Genomic DNA, 18,716 nt, shown 5'->3' with positions numbered 1-18,716 from the left:
CCTTGACGACTCCAGGCGCATACCCACGCATATGCCAGATACACATCTAATCTGACATTCCCGCCCGTGCGTGAGGGCTCACTGCTGCGGGCGGGCGTTCCGGTCCGCCTGGCCGCCGGCGCCGAGCATGCCCGTGGCTTCGAAGGGCGCCGACCGGGCGAGGCGCGGCAGTTCGCGGCGCGCCACGCGGGTGACGATCGGGGGCAGGAAGGCCCGTACGGGCTGGACCGCGCGCAGCCAGCCGGGCACGTAGACGGATGCTCGCCGGTGTTCGATGGCGGTGACGAGGCGGGCGGCGACCTGCTCGGCGGGGTAGGTCTTCCGGGCCGGCGGGGGCATGTGAGCCCGTAGCTCGCGCAGGACCGCGTACTGGTCGGCGTCGCGCGTCATGTCGGTGTCGATCCAGTTGATGTAGGCGATGGCGACTCCCACGCCCTCGTGGGCGAGTTCCGCGCGCAGGGCGTGGGCGAAGGACTCGGCTCCCGCTTTGGACGCGCAATAGGCGCTCATCAGCGGTGAGGTCCCCATGGCCGCGAGCGAGGTGATCTGGAGGAAGTGGCCGCCGGTGGCAAGGAGTGCGGGGAGGAACGAGCGCGCGGTGATGGCGCTGCCGATGAGGTTGACCTCGATGACGCGCCGCCAGGCGTCGGGCTCGGAGTCCGCGAAGGGTCCGCCCTCGGCGATGCCTGCGTTGGCCACCACTACCGAGGCGGGTCCCATGCGGGCGGCCACCTGCGCCGCCGTCCGCGCCATCCCGGCGTCGTCGGTGACGTCGGCCTCCCACCAGGCGGCATCGTGCTGCAGCGTGGCGGCGGTCCTGGCCAGTCGCTCAGGTTCGAGGCCGAGCAGCGCCACCCGCGCGCCGCGCGCGTCGAGGGCGCGGGCGGTGGCCGCGCCCAGGCCCCGCGCGGCTCCGGTGACCACGGCGACGCGACCGTCCAGAGGCATCCGCGGGGAAAGTGCCATCAGGTCTCCCAGCCTCGGTAGGGACGACCGCGCCCGGCCGTGAGGTCCGCGCCTGGCCTCGCGGGTTCACCCGGCGCCTGCCCCCGGCGGCCGCGCCGAACCGTAGGGGTGGGACGCGCGCGGCTCGCGGTCACCGGCGGGTAAGGAACTGCGGGCTGAGGTTCTTGATCATGGTTGCGGTCCAGCGCATCAGCCGCAGCGGCTGCGGGTGGCAGGCGCCTGCCAGGGCGGTGAGCCCCTGGTCGCGGGTGGTCTTGGCCGGCTGGGCGAGCATCTGCCGGTGCGCGGCAGTCCAGGGCGGCGGCGAGGTGGAGTTCGCCCGGGTCATGCTCGGGCGGCTCCGGAAGGCCGTGCTCGTGGCTGTTGGGGTTGCGGAATACCCGCCGCGTAGCAGCCGTCGGTGGGTGACTCGGGAGCCGCCGTCGTGTCTGTCGTCCGGCCAGATCCCGGACATGGCCAGGTAGCGGCTGCGGGCGTAGTCCAGGGCGTCCTCGGGGGGTGTTGGCGCAGCGCTGCGATGCGCCGGGCAGGGCGGCCCGGCCGGATGGCCGGACCGCTGGGCGGGTGGTTCACACCTGCGCCATGCCGCCGTCCGCGAAGAGTTCGACGCCGGTGATGAAGCTGGAGGCGTCGCTGGAGAGGAAGACCGCGGCCTTCCCCATCTCGCGCGGGTCAGCGATCCGTCCGGTCGGGTTTCCCTCCCCCATGGTCTTGACGGCGACGTCGACGTGGTCGGCTCCCTGGGCCATCGCCAGTGCGCTGCGCAGGGAGTCGGTGTCGACCGCGCCGGGGCTGAGGACGTTCATTCGGATGCCCGATCCCTTGGTGTCCTGGATCCAGGCCCGGATGAAGTTGCGTACCGCGGCCTTCGAGCCGCCGTACAGGCTCATCCCGCGCGGCGGCTGGATGGACGCCGTGGAGCCGATGACGACGACGGTGCCGCCGGGCGGCAGCAGCGCGAGCGCGGGCTGAACGGTGAAGAGGACGCCTTTGGCATTGACGTTGAAGGTCTTGTCGAACTGCTCCTCTGTGATGGCGCCGAGCGGGGCGTGCGCGCCGATCCCGGCGTTGGCCACGACCGCGTCGAGCCGCCCGTAACGCTCCTGAACCTGCCGGTAGGCCGCCTCCATGTCCGCGAGCTTGGTGACGTCGGCCACGATCCCCGAGCAGTTCGGCCCGATCGCCGCGACCGCCTCGTCGAGGGCCTCCTGGTGCAGGTCGGTGATGACCACGCGGGCGCCGTGGGCAACGAACTCCTGGGCGATGGCCAGGCCGACCCCGGACGCGCCGCCCGTGACGACGGCGACCCTTTCTGCGAGCGAAAGACTCATCTTGTGCTCCTGTGAGTGAGTGGATTGCCATGTGCTGCGTTCGCAGCGGCGGTCGTGCGAGATGTGAAAGCCCAGGCCGGGAGCGGGCTGAGGCCGAGGGCCTGCCCGTTGTTTCCGGGACGGGCGGCCGTGGCCGCGCTACGTCGGAAACGTGGGGACGGAGGCATTCATGCGCTCGTGGGGGGCGTATGCGGGCCCGCATGCCCTAAAGTGGAAGTGGAGGCGCCTCCAGTTCCCTTACTGTAAGTGGAGGCGTCGCCGGTTAGCAACCCCGGGACGACAGGAGAGCGCGGATGGCCGGAGAGACAGGGCGCCCGCTACGGGCCGACGCGCAGCGGAACCGGGAAAAGATCCTCTCGGCTGCGGTACGGGTCTTCGCCGAAGACGGACTGGAAGCGCACATGGAGCGCATCGCCAAGGAGGCCGGCGTCGGTTCCGGCACGCTCTACCGCAACTTCCCCACCCGGGAGGTCCTCATCGAGGCCGCCTACCGCAACGAGCTGGTCCGGCTGTGCGACGCGGCCCCCGACCTGCTGGCCACGCTGGCCCCCCGCGAGGCCCTGCGCGCCTGGGCTGGCCGCTTCATCGACTACGCGACCGCCAAGCTCGGCATGGCCGACGCCCTGCGCGCCCTCGTCGATTCCGGTGTCAATCCCTACGCCCAGAGCCACGAGATGATGGTGGCCGCCCTGACCTCGCTCCTGGCCGCCGGCGTCGAGGCCGGCACCATCCGCTCCGACATCGGCGCCACCGACATGTTCGCCGCCCTCGCCGGCATCGCCCTCACCTCGGGGAAGCCGGAGCAGCGCGAGCAGGCCGAACGTCTCCTCGACCTCACCCTGGACGGCCTGAGCACCGACCGGCGCTGACAGGAGGCGGGACCCAAGAGCTCCCCGCTTCCGGGACAGCCCCGTCGCCGACCCCGCGTGGTCGACGTGCAGATGGGTGTTGACCACGAGGTCCACGTCCTCCGGCCGTACGCCGGCCCGCGCGAGGCTGCCGAGGTAGTCCAGTTGCAGGTGGTTCCACGCCGGGACGGCCGGGCGGGCCTTGTCGTTGCCGACGCCGGTGTCGATGAGGAGGGTGCGGCCCTCGCTGCGCAGCAGCCAGGTCTGCATGGCGGTGTGGATCATGGCCGCCGGTCCCGGCTGCGGGGCTTGGCCGGCCGGGCCAGGTCGTGCAGGTGGAGTCGTCCGGCCTCGTCCAGCCACAGGGCCCGGGCGATCGCCTCCAGCACTTCCGGCGAGGCGTTCAGCGAGTGCCCCTGTTCCAACCGGGCGTAGCAGGAAGCGCTCACCCCCGCCAGCAGCGCCAGCTCTTCACGGCGAAGGCCCGGCACGCGCCGCCGCTCCCCGTAGGGGCCACCCCGGCCTCGTCGGGGCGCAGTGGGGAGCGCCGCGTCCGCAGGAGCTCCCCGAGCTGTGGTTTCCCGTTCATGGCTCCGAGTATGGGTCGCCCCGCCCCGCGCAGCCTCTCCCTGCCGGGGAGGGGCACCGGGGGTCGGCGGCCTGCCGGGTTCAGGCAGCGGGCGCTCTCGCGGGTCGCCGGCGCGCCGTCAGCAGTACGACGAGTGCGGCCAGCAGCCCGCCGACGGCGAGGGCGGGAGCGGGAGACCACGTCGACAACAGGATGCCTGCCGCGACGACCGGATAGGGGGCGCCCTGGGCGGCGGACCGCTGGTGCGGTCGCAGGTGCACGCTCCAGACGACGGTCAGGAAGACCGCCGCCGGTACGGTGACCGCGGCCGCGGCCGCGAGCGGCGGGGCGCCCGGCCCGGTGGTGACGTGCTCGGCGTAGGCGGACAGGCCGGCGCCTTCGGCGGCCGCCGAGGCGAAGACCAGGTAGTGGCCGTAGGCCCAGGTGAACCTGCGGCGGTGGAACCGGTGGGTCGTTTCGAGCAACGTGTGCGCGGGTTCGTCGAAGTACAGCCACCACATGGCGAAGGCCGTGCACAGACCCCCGGCGGCGACGGCGCCGAGCGCGGCCGTGCCCTGGTGGCGGGCGAAGGCGCTCTGGACGGCGAGGGTGGTGGCCGCGACGGACTCGCCGATGACGATGAGGGTGAACAGTCCGTACCGCTCGGAGATGTGGCGCGGATGCCAGGGCGTCATCCCGGCGGACTGCGCCCACACCGGGACGGACACCTCGGCGACGATCAGCAGGGCCATGCCGGGCAGCCGTGCCGCCGCCGGCAGGGCGAGCAGGCAGACCCAGCCGGCCTGGCAGAGGGTCACCCCGGTGGCGAAGCGCAGCGCGGTCGTGCGCCGGGCGGGATCGGAGCGGGCGGCGCGCACCCAGGAGGCGGCCAGGGCCGTCCGGAGCAGGACGTACCCGACGGTGACGACCCGCAGGTCGCCGCCGTCGAAGGCGCGGGGCACACCGGCGGCGAGGACGAGCGACCCGGTGATCTGGATCAGGACCAGCAGCCGGTAGGGGACGTCGTCGACGTCGTAGGCGGAGGCGAACCAGGTGAAGTTCATCCAGGCCCACCAGATGGTGAAGAAGACCAGGGCGAAGCTCAGGAACCCGGTCGCGTACGTGCCGTGGGACAGCGCCTCCAGCAGGCCCTCGGAAGCCTGGGCGACCGCGACGACGAAGCACAGGTCGAAGAGGAGTTCCAGCGGGGTGGACGCCCGGTGCGGTTCCCCGGGGTCGCGCCCCACCATGCCGCGTCGGCGGGCCGGGGGCTGTCCGTCCGGGCGCATGTCTGGCTCTCCTCGTTCCCGGCCCCACGGGAGGGACCCACCCGGCGACGCTAGGGGCGCCGGGCGCGGGCCGGTGTGCACACAGCGCACGGGAACTGGCGCGAGAGCGCCCCCCGTCACGCTGTCACGCTGTCAGGCCGGTTGCGGCGCAGGGCCGGGCGGAGGTGCACGCGGGGGACAGAGGCGGGGCGCGGACGGGCAACTGCGGCTGTTCCGGCGGTTCTAGGTTCGGGGAACGACGGGCCGAAGCGATGGTGCGGCCGGTCGCCTCCGATTCCGCAACCGCCTTACCGCGAGAGGACGACACCCTTCATGTTCGACACAGCCCAGGTGCAGGCGGCCCCGAGCACCGACCTGCTCACGCCCGACAACGCGGTCATGCTCTTCGTCGACCACCAGCCGCAGATGTTCTTCGGCACGGGCAGCGGCGACCGCGCCGCGATCATCAACAGCACGGTGGGCCTCGCGAAGGCCGCCCGTGCCTTCGGCGTCCCCGCGGTGCTCACCACGGTCGCCGCGGAATCCTTCTCCGGGCCGCTGCTGCCGCAGCTGGCCGCCGTGTTCCCCGACCAGAAGCCCATCGACCGCACCAGCATGAACGCCTGGGAGGACGCCGCCCTGGTCGAGGCGGTCCGCTCCACCGGCCGCAGGAAGATCATCTTGGCGGGTCTGTGGACCGAGGTGTGTCTGGTGCTGCCCGCCCTCTCCGCGCTGGAGCAGGGATACGAGGTCTACGTGGTCTCCGACGCCTCCGGCGGCGTGAGCCCCGCCGCCCACGAGCACGCCCTCCAGCGGATGCTCGCCGCCGGGGCCGTCCCCGTGACCTGGGTGCAGGTGCTGCTGGAGCTCCAGCGCGACTGGGCCCGCCAGGAGACCTACGGCGCGGTCATGGAGATCGTCAAGGAGCACGCCGGCGCGTACGGCCTGGGCGTCGTGTACGCGCAGTCGGTCATCGGCGCGCACGCGGCCGGCTGATCCCTTGGACACCGGCCTCCTGATCCTGCGGCTGCTGGTGGGCCTGCTCATCGCCGGCCACGGGGTCCAGAAGATCAGCGCGCACCTCGGCGGTCACGGACTGGACGGCGGAGCAAGGGAGTTCGCCGCCGACGGGTTCCGCGGCGGGGCGCTGACCGCCCTCGCGGCGGGTGGCGGACAGATCGGCTCCGGAGTGCTGCTCGCCGCCGGACTCCTGACGCCGCTCGCCGCGACCGGGGGGATCGGGGTGATGACCGTCGCCCTGAGCGTGAAGTGGCACAACGGCCTCTGGGTGCAGGACGACGGCTACGAGTACCCGCTCGTGCTGATCGGCGCCTGCGCCGCTCTCGCCGCCGCCGGCCCCGGCGCCTGGTCCCTCGACCGCGCCCTCGGACTGACCCCGTACCCGCTGTGGTGGACGGTCCCGGTGGTCGCGGCCGGGGTCGGCAGCGGCCTCCTCACCCGGCTCGTCCTGCACCGCGCCCCGGCTGCCCCGTAGGGCCCCCGTACGGTCCGGCCGCCCGCGCACACCCCCTCGGCGGGCGGCCGGACCCCCTCACCCACCTGAAGTCCGCGCGGGCGCAGGCCCGCACCCTCCACGAGAGAAGGCCGAGCACACCCATGCCCTACGTCAAGGTCGCCGAAGGCAACTCCGCCCCCGTCGAGCTCTACTACGAGGACCACGGTTCCGGCCGGCCCGTCGTGCTGATCCACGGCTGGCCGCTGAACGGGGCCTCCTGGGAGAGGCAGACCGCCGCGCTGCTCGCCGCCGGCAACCGGGTCGTCACCTACGACCGACGCGGTTTCGGCCGCTCCGACCAGCCCGCCGACGGCTACGACTACGACACCTTCGCCGCCGACCTGAACCACCTGCTCATCGCCCTCGACCTGCGGGACGCCGCCCTGGTCGGCTTCTCGATGGGCACCGGCGAGGTGGCCCGCTACCTGGGCAGCTACGGATCCGAGCGGATCTCCAAGGTCGTGATGATCGGCGTCGTCCCGCCCTTCCTCCTCAAGACCGAGGACAATCCGGCCGGTGTCGACGGCGAGGTCTTCAAGGGCCTCGAAGAGGCCATCCGAGCCGACCGGTTCGCGTTCATGAGCGACTTCCTCGCCGACTTCTACAACGTGGACGTACTGGGCGGACAGCGGATCAGCGAGCAAGCCGTCCAGGCCAGTTGGAACGTCGCCGTCGGTGCCTCCGCCAAGGCCACCCTCGACTGCATCCACGCCCTGCTGACGGACTTCCGCGAGGACGTCAGCCGGATCGACGTCCCGACGCTGATCATCCACGGCGACGCCGACCGCACCCTGCCCATCGACTCCACCGCGGTCCCGCTGGCGCGCCGGATCTCCGGAGCCGAGCTCACGGTCGTCCCCGGCGGCCCGCACGGCCTGCTGTGGACGCACGCCGACGAGGTCAACACCGCGCTGCTGGCCTTCCTGGGCTGAGCGAGCTGCTCCTGCGGCGGGTCGGCGGCGCTCTCCCGCACGGGAGCCGCCGCCGGCCCGATCCTGGGCGGCGGCGCACCACCCGACGTCCTCCCTCCTGCCCCTCCGTTCCCTCCTGCCCCTCCGTTCCCTCCTCCCCCCTCCGTTCCCTTCACCCCTCCACGGAAGAAGCCCCGCCATGCCGAGCAAGCCCGTTCTGGAACCCGCCGCCCAGGCCTTCGCCGACGCCACCGCCAAACCGCCGTACCTCTACGAGATCCCCGTCGCCGAGGGCCGCGCGGCCGTCGACGGCGTCCAGAACGGTGAGGGCGTCACCTTCCCGCCCGTGGACGAGGAGTGGGTGACGGTCGCCGGCGGCCCCACCGGGGAGGTCCGCGCCCGCATCGTCCGTCCCCGCGGCGCCACCGGCACGCTGCCGGTGATCCTCTACATCCACGGCGCCGGCTGGGTCTTCGGCAACGCCCACACCCATGACCGCCTGGTGCGCGAACTGGCCGTCGGCACCGGGGCGGCCGTGGTCTTCCCCGAGTACGCCCTCTCCCCCGAGGCCCGCTACCCCGTCGCCATCGAGCAGAACTACGCCGTCGCGCGGTGGATCGTCGCCGATGGCGCCGCCAAGGACCTGGACGGTTCGCGTCTCGCCGTCGCGGGCGACTCGGTGGGCGGCAACATGAGCGCCGCCCTCACCCTGATGGCCAAGGAGCGCGGCGACGTCCGCCTCGCCGCGCAGGTGCTCTTCTACCCGGTGACCGACGCGTCCTTCGACACCGAGTCCTACGGGCAGTTCGCCGAGGGCTACTTCCTGCGCCGCGACGCCATGCGCTGGTTCTGGGACCAGTACACGACCGACGCGGCCGAGCGCGCGCAGATCACCGCGTCCCCGCTGCGCGCGACCACCGAGCAGCTCACCGGGCTCCCGCCCGCCCTGGTCGTCACCGCCGAGGCCGACGTCCTGCGCGACGAGGGCGAGGCGTACGCCGCCGCGCTGCGGACGGCCGGTGTGCCGGTGGTCTCCCTGCGGGCGCTGGGCACCATCCACGACTTCGTGATGCTGAACCCGCTGCGCGACACGCACGCGGCGCGGCTCGCCATCGGCGTGGCGGTCGACGTCCTGCGCAAGGCCCTGGCATGAGCCCCGGGCAGCAGCCGAGCATGCCGGTGGCCGGCATAGGACCGGCCGCGGAGCCGCAGGGCCCCGCGGCCGATCTCCTGGTCCGCAACGCCAAGGTGTTCACCGGGGACCCCGCCCGGCCCGAGGCCCGCGCCGTCGCCGTCCGCGACGGCCGGGTCCTGGCCCTCGGGGCCGACGACCACGAGCTGGCCGCCTTCGTGGGCCCCGCCACCCGGGTGGTCGACGCGCTCGGCCGCCGGGTGGTCCCCGGCCTCAACGAGGAGTACGCGGTGCGGCCCCTCTTCGCGCACCTGCGGGCCGTGGTGGCGCCGACCTCCGTCTTCGCGGCCCCTGAGGACTGGGGTGCGGGCGGCGACGGCCCCCGCCACGCGCTGGCCGACCGGGTGGTGCGGGCGGCCGGGGAACTCGCCGCGCTGATGTCGGGCTCCGGGCGGGCCGTGGCGGCGGAGGAGGAAGTGGTGCCGTTCGAGCAACGGCTGGCGGCGCTGCGGACCGACCGCCCGTGAAGGCCCGCTCCGACGGGCCCGCCCCCGGCGCGTCAGCCCTCGGACCGGTCCGGGCCCGGAGCCGGAGCCGCGTCCGCGTCCGGATCGATCCGGGTTCCGGCCTGCCACTCCCGGGGGGACATCCCGTAGGCCTGCCGGAAGGCCCGGCTGAAGTGGGAGGGGCTCACGAAGCCCCACCGCTGGGCCACCGCCGAGACGGCCGGCGCGGTTCCCGTCGCCCGGGACAGTTCCCGCCGGCAGCGGTCGAGCCGTTCGCGGTGGATCCAGCGGCCCACCGTCACGCCCTCGGTCCGGAACAGTTTGTGCAGGTAGCGCACCGAGATGTGGTGCGCGGTGGCGATCCGCTCCGGCGAGAGCCCGGGGTCGCCCAGGTGCCGCAGGATGTACTCCTTGACCCGGGCCAGCATGCCGCGCGCCGACTCGGGCGCGCGCGGGTCCAGCTGGCCCTGCCGTTCCCGGACCAGTACGGCCAGCAAGTCGGCCGTGGTGAGGGCGAGTCGGTGGGCGATGTGCGGGTCGAAGCCGGCCGCCTGCTCGGCCAGCCGGTTCAGGTGTCCGGCCACCAGCCCGGAAGTCCCCGTACTGCCGCTGAGCAGCGTGCCGGTGACCGCCCGCAGGTCACCGTCCGGGAGGCCGAGCACGGCCTTCGGCACTCGGAACGCGGTGAACCGGAAGGCTTCCGGCTGCTCCCGCTCGTAGGGCCGGCCCGCGTCCGAGCAGGTGAAGGTCCCGGGCAGGACCAGGGCCTGCCGCCCGTCCTGGGTGAGCCGGGCGGCGCCCCGGTGCTGAAGGGTGACGGTCAGGAACTCCCCGCCTCCCTGGGCTATGCGGCGTACGCTGCGCGACACGGTCTGCGGGCCGGCTTCGACCTCGGAGATCTGGAGCGGGCCGAGCTGCCGACTGGTGATCGTTCCGATCGACGGCACGCGTTCGTGCAATCTGAGGTCGAGCGGGATGAAGGTGCCGGACACCAGATCGTGCCAGTATCCGGCGCGGTCGCGCGGCGACGGCGGCAAGGTCGACAGTACGACGGACATGAGGGACTCCGAGTGACGGGCGAATCGTTCCTCCCCTCACTGTCGTCCCAGAAGGCTCCGGCGCCATCCGTCACATGACTTGCGTCGTCGGCCGGCGCCCGGCCGCGGGTCCGCTCAGCCGCCCGACTCCCGCTCCACGACGTCGCGCAACTGGCTGCGGGAGGTCACGGCGAGGGCCGGGAAAGCCTGGTAGAGGTGCGTGCCGACGGTGCGTGGCGACAGGCACAACCGCTCGCCGATCTCCCGGTTGGTCAGGCCCTGCGCCGCGAGCCGTACGATCCGCTGCCGCTGCGGGGTCAGGGCGCGCAGCGCGCTGTGCCGGGCCGCCTCCACGACGACGCCGGCCGCCCGGAGTTCCGCCTCGGCCCGCTCCGCCCAGTGCCGTGCGCCCAGCCCCTCGAAGATCTCCCGGGCCTTCGTCAGGGCCGCGCGGGCCTCGGCGATCCGGCGCTGCCTGCGGAGCCATTCGCCGTACTCCAGCCAGGTCTGCGCGCGCTCGAACGGCCAGCGCACGCCGCCCGGTTCCGTCACGGCTTCACGGAAGTGCGCTTCGGCTTCGGCCGGTTCGGCGAGGAGCGCCCGCGCCCGGAGCAGGATCTGCCGCAAACGCGGCGAGGCTCCGTCCCCGACGGCCTCGGTGACCTGGTCCAGGATCGTACGGGCCTCCTCGGCGTGACCGGTGAGGACGGCGGCGGCCGCCTGGTCTGCGACCGCGTAGCACGAGAGGTGGTAGTGCGCGGGCGCCCCCGAGGCGTCGAAGAGGTCCCGCAGGTGGAGGTGGGCGGCGACGTGGTCGCCCAGGGCGGTCGCGGCCAGCCCGGCGGCCCGGCGGGCCCGGACCACGGTGGCGAGTGCGCAGGCCGGTTCGGCGACGGCCAGGGCGGCCGCCGCGTGGCGCAGCGCGGTCTCGGGCTCACCGGTCAGCGCGCACACGGTGGCGAGGGCGGCGAGGGCCCGTACGGAGCCCAGGGTGCGGTGTCCGGCCAGGAACCGCTCGGCGAGCCGCTCGACGCCGAGCCGTGCGTCCGCCCACCGGCCGCTGTCGAGGTTGGCCCAGGCCAGGTCGGCCGCGGTCATCCCGCCGTGGAAGTCGGCCGCGTCCTCCCACTGGGGGTTGACCACGCCGCCGAGCAGGCTGACGGCCGTCTCGGTCTCGTCGAGCAGCATGCACAGGACGCCGAGGGTGTGGGACTCGGTGGGGATGAGGCCGGGGGCGGCGGCAGCCGCGGGCAGGTGGGCGCGGACCGTCGCGCCCAGGGTGAAGGGGTCGGTGACGCCCAGGTCCCACAGGTTGAAGGGGTGGGTGGCCCGGAAGCCGTCCGCGGTGGCCCGGGCCGCGAGCATCGGCCGGATCCGCTCCCGCTGCGCCGGTATGCCCGAGTGGTAGACGATGCCGGTGGCGATCGTGGACACGTCTGCGGCGAGCTGCCGCGACGCGGGCAGGTCTTCGGGGACGACGAGGGCGAAGGCCCGTTCCATCCGCCCCATGAGCATCGCGACCAGGCCGCTCAGGGCGCAGATCCAGCTCATCGCCGCGGGGTCCTCGACGAGACGCTCGGCCTGTCCGGCGAGCGCCTCGGCCCGGTCGATGTCGCCCACCAGGACGGCGGCGTAGGCGGCGGTCGACAGGAGTCGCGCGCGCTCGGCCAGGTCCGGGTGGAGCTGCGCGGAGCGTTCCAGTCCGGCCAGGGCCTCGGCGAGGGCTCCCCGGCCGAACGCGCGGACGGCCGTGGCCTCCAGGGCGGCGGCGACCGAGGCGTCGGGGACCACCGTCGCGGCCGACAGCTGCCAGCTCCGCCGGTCGGGGTCGGCGTCGAGCACGGCTGCCAGCGCCAGGTGCGCGCGGCGCCGCTCGGCGAAGGGGGCCGCACCGTAGACGGCCGAACGGATCAGCGGGTGGCGGAAGTCGAGCCGGTCGGCCCGCAGGTGTACGAGCCCGGCCCGCTCCGCCGGCCGCCACACCTCCGCGTCGGTGCCGGGCGGGAGCGCGGCGAACACGTCGGACAGGCTCGCGCCCTCAGCGGCGGCCGCGACCAGCAGGGCGTGACGGGTGGCCGGGGGGAGTGCGTCGATCTGGGTGGCGAAGGTCCGTTCCAGGAGGTCGGTGACGGGTACGGGCCCCATGTGCGGGAGTTGGCCGCCGTGCGCCGCCGACCGGGCCAGCTCGACCAGGGCGAGCGGATTGCCGGCGGCGGTGGCCAGCACGTGGCGCCGGGCCGGCCCGACGGGCGCGTCGGGCTGGATGCCGAGCAGTTCCTCGGCCTCGGACGGGGACAGGGGCGGCACCGTCACGTCCGGGACGGCGGGGTCCAGCCAGTCGGGCCGGTGGGAGCCACGGACGGCGACGAGCAGCCCGATCGACTCGCCCGCCAGGCGCCGGGCCAGGAAGCCCAGGACTTGGCAACTGCCGTGGTCGAGCCACTGGGCGTCGTCCACGGCCAGCAACAGCCGTTCGGTCGAGGCGACTTGGGAAGCGAGGGTCAGGACGGCCAGACTCATCATCATGAGGTCGGGCGGCGCGGGGTCCTCGCCCAGGCCGAAGGCGCTGAGCAGCGCTGCCCGCTGACGGACCGGCAGGTTGTCGAGGTCATTGCCCAGAAGGGGCAGCAGGAGTTGGTGCAGTCCGGCGAAGGCGAGCTCGGCCTCGGCCGCGTTGCCCCGGACCCGCAGTACCCGGGTGCCGGCGCGCGCCGCGTCTTCGGCGGCGGTGTCGAGCAGCAGGGTCTTGCCCACCCCGGCCTCGCCGAGCAGCAGTACGGCCGCTGCCGCCGTGCGGGGGGAGAGCGCTTCGGCGATGATCGCCCGTTCTCGTTGACGACCGATCACCACAGGGCTCCTGAACCATCGTGCGTGGAGTGAGGCTCCAGCCCCTTCGCTCGAACCTCGAACCTCGAACCTCGAACAGGGGGACGAACCGACACTCGCCGGAGCATAGCCCGCACCACGGCCCAGGAAGAATTCGGGAAAGCCGCCCCCCTTCCACCCCCGCCGCCAGGGGTGGAGCGGGGCGATGGGGGGCCGGGCGCGCTCCGCCGTCGGGGGCGGCTCGGCCGCCGGCCCCGACGGCGGGCGGGTCACTCGGCGAGGAACGCCAGCAGGTCCGCGTTGAAGGCCTTCTCGAAGTCGCCGACCAGGCCGTGCGGGGCGCCGGGGTAGACCTTGAGCCGGGCGTCCTTGACGAGCTTGACGCTCTGCAGGGCGGCGGCCCGGATCGGCACGATCTGGTCGTCGTCGCCGTGGGCGACCAGGACGGGGATGTCGATGCTCCTGAGGTCCTCGGTGAAGTCGGTCTCCGAGAACGCCTTGACGCAGTCGAGCGCTCCCTTGAGGCCGACCTGCATGCTCATCAGCCAGAACGCGTCGCGCAGGCCCGCGGACACGCTCGCGCCGTCGCGGTTGGCACCGTAGAACGGGCCGCTGAGGTCCTGGTAGAACTGCGACCGGTCGGCGCCGACGCCGGCCCTGATGCCGTCGAAGACGTCGATCGGCGCGCCCTCCGGGTTCGCCGCGGTCTTGAGCATCAGCGGGGTGACGGCTCCCAGCAGGACGGCCTTGGACACCCGGGAGGTGCCGTGCCGGCCGAGGTAGCGGGCGACCTCGCCACCGCCGGTGGAGTGGCCCACCAGGACGGCATCGGTCAGGTCGAGCCGCTCCATCAGCTCGGCCAGGTCGTCGGCGTACCGGTCCATGTCGTTGCCGTCCCAGGTCTGGGAGGAACGGCCGTGCCCGCGCCGGTCGTGCGCGATGGCGCGGAAGCCGTGCGAGGCGACCAAGTGGGCCTGGTTGTCCCAGGCGTCGGCGTTCAGCGGCCAGCCGTGACTGAAGACGACCGGACGGCCGCTCCCCCAGTCCTTGAAGAAGATCTCGGCACCGTCCCGGGCGGTGATCGTGGGCATGCTCGTCCTCCTGGGGTGACCGGGCGGCAGGCCGTGCCCGCCCGTCGCGATGGGGGCCGGCGGACCCGGAGCGCGCCGGCGCCGCCGCCCGGTTCCGCCGTGGTGCATGCCACCACCCTGCCGCGCCCGGGCCGCCGGGGACCCGGTCATCCGATTGCGCGGCCCGATTCAGTCACTCGTACGGCTGAGCAATGCCGTTGGGCCGGGCGGGAGCGGATCGAGCCGGGCGTCCCAGCGGGGCGTTGGCTGCCTGGGCGCCGGATACCCGACGACACCCTCAGCCCGGCAGTCCCGGCCCCGGTTCCTCTTCGGGGGGTTCGCCGCCGATCCTTTCGAGCAGGCCCAGGAGCGTGCCGCGTTCGGTCTCGTTGAGGGCGGCGAAGGACGCGGCGAGTACCTCGTCGGCGACGCGGTGTCCGGCCTGGAGGACGCTCACGCCCGCGGGTGTGAGGTGGTGCTCCAAGCGGCGGCCGTGGCCCGGCCGCCGCTCGATCAGGCCCTGGGTCACCAGCCGGCCGGCGAGCGTGCCGAAGGCCTGCTCGCTCTGGAACGTCTCCCGGGCGAGCTCCCTGGCCGAGGCCCCGGGCCAACGGCCGATCGCCCGCAGGGCGTCCCACTGGGCCAGGGTCGTGCCGACGAGCGCCAGACGGGCGTCGAGGGTTCGGTGGTGTCGGTACTGAGCCTGTTTGACGGCCCTACCGAGGATCTGCAGTTCACCGGGCATGAACCCACCCTACCCCAGCGACTAAGGTTGTTTATCTAAACATCCTTAGTTACTGTCGTGTCATCACCGACCCGGAGGCACACCATGACCGAGACCCGCACCGTCACCCTGCACAACGGCCTGACCGCCCTGCTCACCGAGGCGGGGCAGGGCCGCCCCGCCCTGGTCCTGCACGGCGGCGGCGGTCCGGCCACGGTCGCCGGGATCGCCGAGCACCTCGCGCGAACCCGGCACGTCCTCACCCCCACCCATCCCGGCTGGAACGGCACCCCGCGCCCGGACGGGCCGAGCGGTGTCGCCGGCCTGGCGGCGGGCTACCTGCGCCACCTTCAGGACCGCGGCCTGCGCGACGTGCTCGTGATCGGCTCCTCGCTCGGCGGCTGGATCGCGGCCGACATGGCCGTGCGCGACACGGGGGCCGACACCATCGGCGGCCTCGTCCTGATCGACGCCGTCGGGGTGCGGATCGAGGGTGAGCCGATCACCGACTTCTTCGCCCTGGACGCCCGTGGCGTCGCCGAGCACTCCTACCACGACCCCGACCGATTCCAGGTGGACCGGGCCCTCGTCCCGGCCGATCAGCTCAGCTTCCGCCAGGGCAACATGACCACCATGCGGGCCATCGCCGGTGACCCGTACATGCACGACCCGCTGCTTCTGGACCGTCTGCGGGACGTCCGGGTGCCCGCCCTGCTGCTGTGGGGGGAGAGCGACCGCATCGTCACTCCGGCCTACGGCGCCGCGTACGCCCGGGCCTTCGCCGACGCCCGCTTCGAGGTCGTCCCCCGGGCCGGGCACCTGCCCCAGATCGAACAGCCGGCAGCCACGCTCGCCGCGATCGACGCCTACGCCGCACGGGACGTACGCCGCTCGGGCTGACACGGCCCGGCGGGCGAGCGGCGCGGACTTCGCGGACTCACGTACGGACGCGTACGGACGCGTACGGCGCGATCCCCCGGCCACCCGCGGAGCGCCGTCGTCAGACGGCCTCGGTCGCGAAGAGTTCGAGGTGGGAGCAGTGCGGGCAGCGGTACGCCTCTATCCGGCGCCGGGGCCGGCCCAGCCGTTTGGCACCCCCGAACAGGCCGCGTTCCAGCGCGCCGGCAATCCACCGGGCGTACCCCCGGGAGCCCTCTCCGGCATCCTCGACGAAACCCGGCTCCAGCCCGACACCGGCGCAGTACGTACATCTCATCGCATCCACCGGGCGAGTGTAAGAGCCTCCCGCAGCTGAGGGTAAGGTCTCCCGGTCACGGAGGGCGACCGGCCCGTCCGCTCAAGCCAGGGGAACCGACATGACCGATCTGAACTCGCTGCGGGCAAGCCTTGCGTCGGGTGAGCATGAGTTCGCCGACACCTTGGCCTTCGTCGCCGCGCACTACGACTACCAGCCGCAGGCGTTCCGCAATGGGGATCTGGAAAACGCCGCGGGTGAGAACGAGGGCTCCTGCAAGACGCTCGGACTGGCCCTGCTGGAAGGGCTGAGCGACCAGGAGGCACTGCTCGCGTTCGGTGAGCACTATCGCAGCGTGCTGGCGACGCCGGACGACGCCGACCACGGCAACATCCGCAACCTCCTGGCCCATGGCCTGGCGGGCGTGAGCTTCGCCGGGCAGCCGTTGGCCCGCAAGAGCTGAACGGCGAGACCGGCGGTCGATCGTGCGGGCTCACCCCGGGACGGGGCAGGGCCCGGACCGCGCGTCGCGGTCCGGGCCCTGCCCCGTGCGGTGTCGCCCTGCGGCGGCGGTGCGTCAGCTCTGCGCGGTGTCGTCACCCGTCTGTCCGGCGGCTTCGGCCGTGCCGGCCTTCTCGCGCATCTTGCGCACCAGCTCCGCCTTCTGGTCAGCGGCACCCTGGCGGTCGCGGTTGCGGTGCGGACCGTTGTTCTGCCGTTCGGCGCGGGAGAGCTTCTTGCGGTGGCCGCCGCCCTGGCCCACGGGGTTGTTGATGTTCTTGCTGTCGGTCACGGGTTCTCCCCGGTCGTGATGTGAAGTGATCTACGGATTCATGGGTGGGGGACGGGCGCGGCGACGTCGAAGGGCGTCAGCGGGGGCCCATCACGCTCTCACTCGAAAATCGGCGTCCGGAAGGACATGACAAAGACGGTACCCGGTTCCGCCGGCCCCGCACACCAGGCCCTTTGCCGTCCGGCCCTCGGCCAGGCGGTCGGCCAGGCGGTCGGCCGGGCGTCGGCGAGCGCCATCCGGTGCCGCTAGCGGAGCAGGCGTTGTCTGATCAGCTCCATCACTTCGGCGCGGCTGCGCTTGCCGTTGTCGGCGGCGTCGAGGTGGTTGCCGATGCGTACGGAGACGGCGATCAGGCAGCGGACTTCGACCTCGTCCTCGTCGGGGCAGAAGTCGGAGAAGAGGGAACGCAGGTAGTCCATGCGGCGGTTGTCGACGCGGCGCAGGCGCTCGGCGACGTCCGGGTCGCGGCGGGCCCAGTCGCGAACGGCCAGGTCGGCGGTGGTGCCGCGCACCGGTCCCTCGGTGGGGGCGGCCGCCAGGGTGAACAGGCGGTCCAGCCGGGTCCGGGCGTCGCCGCCCGCGCTCTCCACCTGCTCGATCACGCCTCCGGCGACCTCGTACTCCCAGGTGTCGAGCATCTCGGTGAGCAGGGCGTCGCGGTTGCGGAAGTACCCGTAGAAGCCGCCCTTGCTGACGCCGAGCGCTTGCGCCAGTGCCTCGATCCGGACGGCGTCCGGGCCGCCCGCCGTCAGGGCGCGCAGGCCCTCCTCGATCCACTTGACGCGTGGGGTGCGGGTCGCGCCCATGGTGTGTGCCTCCTCACGTCCCGGCCGAGTATACGGGCGCGTATGGATGGGTCTACGCTCAGATCTATACGGCACCGTATAGACAGGGGTTCAGGTCATGCGCCTTCCACGAACCGCCCACACCCGCCACCCCTGGCGGATCCACGAGATCGCCGCCGACTTCACGGTCGAGGACGTCTGGGCCCTCCCCACGCCCGGCGGCCCCGACGACCTGCCCGAGCTGGTGCGGCAGCTCGCCGAGGGGATCCGGAGCGGCGTGAACGGAGACACCCCGCTGACCCGGCTGCTCTTCACCGTCCGTTGGCGGCTCGGAGCGGTGCTCGGCTGGGACGGGCGGGCGAGCGGCATCGGCGCCCGTACGACGTCCCTGCGCGAGCGGCTGCCGGCTGACCTGCGCGAAGGGCCCCGGGGCCCCGACCTCGGCTCGTCCACGTTCACCTCGCTCTACGAGACGGGCGACGAGTGGGCCGCCGAGATGGCCAACAAGACCGTGCACGCGGTGCTGCACCTGGGCTGGGTCGGCGACGGCTCGGGGGGCCACCGAGGGCAGATGGCCGTCCTGGTCAAGCCGAACGGCCCGTTCGGCCGCCTCTACATGCTCGCCATCAAACCCTTCCGGTACCTCGGGGTGTATCCCGCGCTGATGCGCACGATCGGACGCACCTGGCAGGCCAACGCGGCCGGTCGCGGCCGGCGGTGATGCCGGGGCCGGCGGCATGGGGGCGGGGCGGCCGCCCTCCGGCGGTGGGTGGGGCCCTCCGGGGAATCGGGTGCGTCGGCCTCGCGTTGTTCTCGGCATGGGCAATGCAGGACAGAGCGGTCACTCCGGGCGCGAACCCGCCGCCTCCGCGGCGGCCCGCGCCCGTCTCATGGGCGACCGCGCCGACACCCTCGCCCGGATCGCGGCGCTCGGCCGGGACTTCGACGCGATCGTCGCGGCCAATGCTCTGGTCGCCGTCGATGACGAGCACGACCCCGAAGGGGGCAGCACCGCCTTCGAACGGGCCCACGTGGCCTCCCTGACGGCATCGTCCCGCGAGCACCTGGACGAGCTGGACCGGGCCCTGGAACGCCTCGGACGCGGTGAGTACGGGCGGTGCGAGGGCTGCGGCCGGGCCATCGCGCCCGAACGCCTGGAGATCCGGCCGGCGGCCACCACCTGTATCCGCTGCGCCGAGCCCGGTCCGCGTCGCGCGCCGCATCCGGGCTGACCGGCGGG

At 73.3% G+C, this 18,716-nt stretch carries 21 protein-coding genes and 2 pseudogenes; 10 read left to right on the top strand and 13 right to left on the bottom strand.

Translation table 11 applies throughout. The annotated features are described in order from the left end of the window. Positions 1-78 precede the first annotated feature (78 nt). From ACFYYT_RS33255 to ACFYYT_RS33245, 3 genes are all read right to left on the bottom strand, one after another. The gene (locus ACFYYT_RS33255) at positions 79-948 is read right to left on the bottom strand and encodes an SDR family oxidoreductase (protein WP_388610325.1); all 870 of its coding nucleotides are present in this window, start codon (positions 946-948) and stop codon (positions 79-81) included. 148 nt (positions 949-1,096) lie between these two features. Further along, on the bottom strand, positions 1,097-1,294 hold the full coding sequence (locus ACFYYT_RS33250) for a hypothetical protein (RefSeq protein ID WP_351821370.1): 198 nt from the start codon (positions 1,292-1,294) through the stop codon (positions 1,097-1,099). A 241-nt stretch (positions 1,295-1,535) separates the two neighbouring features. After that, on the bottom strand, positions 1,536-2,297 hold the full coding sequence (locus ACFYYT_RS33245) for an SDR family oxidoreductase (protein ID WP_351821265.1): 762 nt from the start codon (positions 2,295-2,297) through the stop codon (positions 1,536-1,538). A gap of 293 nt (positions 2,298-2,590) precedes the next feature. Between ACFYYT_RS33245 and ACFYYT_RS33240 the strand changes: the two genes are divergently transcribed. Beyond that, positions 2,591-3,166 (top strand): helix-turn-helix domain-containing protein, encoded by a 576-nt coding sequence (locus ACFYYT_RS33240; RefSeq protein ID WP_351821268.1) that lies wholly within the window; start codon positions 2,591-2,593, stop codon positions 3,164-3,166. Positions 3,167-3,190: 24 nt separating this feature from the next. Here the strand turns inward: ACFYYT_RS33240 and ACFYYT_RS33235 are convergent. From ACFYYT_RS33235 to ACFYYT_RS33225, 3 genes and pseudogenes are all read right to left on the bottom strand, one after another. Continuing rightward, a pseudogene (locus ACFYYT_RS33235) lies at positions 3,191-3,508 on the bottom strand (MBL fold metallo-hydrolase); the annotation flags it as partial. Further along, a pseudogene (locus tag ACFYYT_RS33230) lies at positions 3,430-3,734 on the bottom strand (helix-turn-helix domain-containing protein); the annotation flags it as partial. The pseudogenes ACFYYT_RS33235 and ACFYYT_RS33230, both read right to left, overlap by 79 nt. A gap of 80 nt (positions 3,735-3,814) precedes the next feature. Further along, entirely contained in the window at positions 3,815-5,002 is a 1,188-nt protein-coding gene (locus tag ACFYYT_RS33225) for a low temperature requirement protein A (RefSeq protein ID WP_351821271.1), read from the bottom strand. 312 nt (positions 5,003-5,314) lie between these two features. Here ACFYYT_RS33225 and ACFYYT_RS33220 point away from each other — a divergent pair, with 312 nt between their 5' ends. From ACFYYT_RS33220 to ACFYYT_RS33200, 5 genes are all read left to right on the top strand, one after another. Beyond that, positions 5,315-5,977, top strand: coding sequence for a hydrolase (locus ACFYYT_RS33220; protein ID WP_351821274.1), 663 nt, complete (start codon positions 5,315-5,317; stop codon positions 5,975-5,977). A 4-nt stretch (positions 5,978-5,981) separates the two neighbouring features. Further along, positions 5,982-6,476 (top strand): DoxX family protein, encoded by a 495-nt coding sequence (locus tag ACFYYT_RS33215; RefSeq protein WP_351821277.1) that lies wholly within the window; start codon positions 5,982-5,984, stop codon positions 6,474-6,476. Between the two features lie 122 nt (positions 6,477-6,598). Beyond that, the gene (locus tag ACFYYT_RS33210) at positions 6,599-7,429 is read left to right on the top strand and encodes an alpha/beta hydrolase (protein ID WP_351821280.1); all 831 of its coding nucleotides are present in this window, start codon (positions 6,599-6,601) and stop codon (positions 7,427-7,429) included. Positions 7,430-7,607: 178 nt separating this feature from the next. Further along, entirely contained in the window at positions 7,608-8,561 is a 954-nt protein-coding gene (locus tag ACFYYT_RS33205; protein ID WP_351821283.1) for an alpha/beta hydrolase, read from the top strand. Further along, complete coding sequence (locus ACFYYT_RS33200; RefSeq protein ID WP_351821286.1) at positions 8,558-9,067, top strand: hypothetical protein; 510 nt, start codon at positions 8,558-8,560, stop codon at positions 9,065-9,067. The genes ACFYYT_RS33205 and ACFYYT_RS33200 overlap by 4 nt, the downstream gene beginning before the upstream one ends. Before the next feature lie 32 nt (positions 9,068-9,099). Here ACFYYT_RS33200 and ACFYYT_RS33195 read toward each other — a convergent pair whose 3' ends face one another. The 4 genes from ACFYYT_RS33195 to ACFYYT_RS33180 form a co-directional block, all read right to left on the bottom strand. After that, positions 9,100-10,104, bottom strand: coding sequence for a helix-turn-helix domain-containing protein (locus ACFYYT_RS33195; RefSeq protein WP_351821289.1), 1,005 nt, complete (start codon positions 10,102-10,104; stop codon positions 9,100-9,102). A gap of 114 nt (positions 10,105-10,218) precedes the next feature. After that, positions 10,219-12,930, bottom strand: coding sequence for an AAA family ATPase (locus ACFYYT_RS33190; RefSeq protein ID WP_351821292.1), 2,712 nt, complete (start codon positions 12,928-12,930; stop codon positions 10,219-10,221). 248 nt (positions 12,931-13,178) lie between these two features. Then, on the bottom strand, positions 13,179-14,000 hold the full coding sequence (locus tag ACFYYT_RS33185) for an alpha/beta hydrolase (protein ID WP_351821295.1): 822 nt from the start codon (positions 13,998-14,000) through the stop codon (positions 13,179-13,181). 277 nt (positions 14,001-14,277) lie between these two features. Next, a complete protein-coding gene (locus tag ACFYYT_RS33180; protein ID WP_351821298.1) occupies positions 14,278-14,724 on the bottom strand; it encodes a MarR family transcriptional regulator in 447 nt (148 codons plus the stop codon). 84 nt (positions 14,725-14,808) lie between these two features. Between ACFYYT_RS33180 and ACFYYT_RS33175 the strand changes: the two genes are divergently transcribed. Then, positions 14,809-15,603, top strand: a complete 795-nt coding sequence (locus ACFYYT_RS33175) for an alpha/beta fold hydrolase (protein ID WP_351821300.1) — start codon at positions 14,809-14,811, stop codon at positions 15,601-15,603. 100 nt (positions 15,604-15,703) lie between these two features. Here ACFYYT_RS33175 and ACFYYT_RS33170 read toward each other — a convergent pair whose 3' ends face one another. Next, positions 15,704-15,919 (bottom strand): hypothetical protein, encoded by a 216-nt coding sequence (locus tag ACFYYT_RS33170; RefSeq protein ID WP_385320272.1) that lies wholly within the window; start codon positions 15,917-15,919, stop codon positions 15,704-15,706. 100 nt (positions 15,920-16,019) lie between these two features. Between ACFYYT_RS33170 and ACFYYT_RS33165 the strand changes: the two genes are divergently transcribed. Then, positions 16,020-16,361, top strand: coding sequence for a HopJ type III effector protein (locus tag ACFYYT_RS33165; RefSeq protein WP_351821305.1), 342 nt, complete (start codon positions 16,020-16,022; stop codon positions 16,359-16,361). A gap of 114 nt (positions 16,362-16,475) precedes the next feature. Here ACFYYT_RS33165 and ACFYYT_RS33160 read toward each other — a convergent pair whose 3' ends face one another. Then, a complete protein-coding gene (locus ACFYYT_RS33160) occupies positions 16,476-16,691 on the bottom strand; it encodes a DUF6243 family protein (RefSeq protein WP_351821308.1) in 216 nt (71 codons plus the stop codon). A 245-nt stretch (positions 16,692-16,936) separates the two neighbouring features. After that, positions 16,937-17,497, bottom strand: coding sequence for a TetR/AcrR family transcriptional regulator (locus ACFYYT_RS33155; RefSeq protein ID WP_351821311.1), 561 nt, complete (start codon positions 17,495-17,497; stop codon positions 16,937-16,939). Between the two features lie 97 nt (positions 17,498-17,594). Here ACFYYT_RS33155 and ACFYYT_RS33150 point away from each other — a divergent pair, with 97 nt between their 5' ends. Both ACFYYT_RS33150 and ACFYYT_RS33145 read left to right on the top strand, forming a co-directional pair. After that, positions 17,595-18,197, top strand: a complete 603-nt coding sequence (locus ACFYYT_RS33150) for a DUF2867 domain-containing protein (RefSeq protein ID WP_351821314.1) — start codon at positions 17,595-17,597, stop codon at positions 18,195-18,197. Between the two features lie 97 nt (positions 18,198-18,294). Then, the gene (locus ACFYYT_RS33145) at positions 18,295-18,708 is read left to right on the top strand and encodes a TraR/DksA C4-type zinc finger protein (RefSeq protein ID WP_351821317.1); all 414 of its coding nucleotides are present in this window, start codon (positions 18,295-18,297) and stop codon (positions 18,706-18,708) included. Positions 18,709-18,716: the final 8 nt, after the last annotated feature.

Origin of the sequence: Streptomyces sp. NPDC002032 (genome assembly GCF_042890765.1) — a bacterium.
Classification (GTDB): Bacteria; Actinomycetota; Actinomycetes; order Streptomycetales; family Streptomycetaceae; genus Streptomyces.
The sequence above is the reverse complement of the archived record's forward strand: the minus strand, read 5'-3'. Positions and strand labels throughout refer to the sequence as shown.

Excerpts from the sequence above, each read along its gene's own strand:
- ACFYYT_RS33175 (WP_351821300.1), top strand. The coding sequence starts at position 14,809 with ATGACCGAGACCCGCACCGTCACCCTGCACAACGGCCTGACCGCCCTG.
- ACFYYT_RS33150 (WP_351821314.1), top strand. The coding sequence starts at position 17,595 with ATGCGCCTTCCACGAACCGCCCACACCCGCCACCCCTGGCGGATCCAC.
- ACFYYT_RS33225 (WP_351821271.1), bottom strand. The coding sequence starts at position 5,002 with ATGCGCCCGGACGGACAGCCCCCGGCCCGCCGACGCGGCATGGTGGGG.
- ACFYYT_RS33195 (WP_351821289.1), bottom strand. The coding sequence starts at position 10,104 with ATGTCCGTCGTACTGTCGACCTTGCCGCCGTCGCCGCGCGACCGCGCC.
- ACFYYT_RS33165 (WP_351821305.1), top strand. The coding sequence starts at position 16,020 with ATGACCGATCTGAACTCGCTGCGGGCAAGCCTTGCGTCGGGTGAGCAT.
- ACFYYT_RS33155 (WP_351821311.1), bottom strand. The coding sequence starts at position 17,497 with ATGGGCGCGACCCGCACCCCACGCGTCAAGTGGATCGAGGAGGGCCTG.
- ACFYYT_RS33250 (WP_351821370.1), bottom strand. The coding sequence starts at position 1,294 with ATGACCCGGGCGAACTCCACCTCGCCGCCGCCCTGGACTGCCGCGCAC.
- ACFYYT_RS33210 (WP_351821280.1), top strand. The coding sequence starts at position 6,599 with ATGCCCTACGTCAAGGTCGCCGAAGGCAACTCCGCCCCCGTCGAGCTC.
- ACFYYT_RS33145 (WP_351821317.1), top strand. The coding sequence starts at position 18,295 with ATGGGCAATGCAGGACAGAGCGGTCACTCCGGGCGCGAACCCGCCGCC.
- ACFYYT_RS33170 (WP_385320272.1), bottom strand. The coding sequence starts at position 15,919 with ATGAGATGTACGTACTGCGCCGGTGTCGGGCTGGAGCCGGGTTTCGTC.
- ACFYYT_RS33240 (WP_351821268.1), top strand. The coding sequence starts at position 2,591 with ATGGCCGGAGAGACAGGGCGCCCGCTACGGGCCGACGCGCAGCGGAAC.
- ACFYYT_RS33205 (WP_351821283.1), top strand. The coding sequence starts at position 7,608 with ATGCCGAGCAAGCCCGTTCTGGAACCCGCCGCCCAGGCCTTCGCCGAC.
- ACFYYT_RS33220 (WP_351821274.1), top strand. The coding sequence starts at position 5,315 with ATGTTCGACACAGCCCAGGTGCAGGCGGCCCCGAGCACCGACCTGCTC.
- ACFYYT_RS33185 (WP_351821295.1), bottom strand. The coding sequence starts at position 14,000 with ATGCCCACGATCACCGCCCGGGACGGTGCCGAGATCTTCTTCAAGGAC.
- ACFYYT_RS33245 (WP_351821265.1), bottom strand. The coding sequence starts at position 2,297 with ATGAGTCTTTCGCTCGCAGAAAGGGTCGCCGTCGTCACGGGCGGCGCG.
- ACFYYT_RS33200 (WP_351821286.1), top strand. The coding sequence starts at position 8,558 with ATGAGCCCCGGGCAGCAGCCGAGCATGCCGGTGGCCGGCATAGGACCG.
- ACFYYT_RS33255 (WP_388610325.1), bottom strand. The coding sequence starts at position 948 with ATGCCTCTGGACGGTCGCGTCGCCGTGGTCACCGGAGCCGCGCGGGGC.
- ACFYYT_RS33180 (WP_351821298.1), bottom strand. The coding sequence starts at position 14,724 with ATGCCCGGTGAACTGCAGATCCTCGGTAGGGCCGTCAAACAGGCTCAG.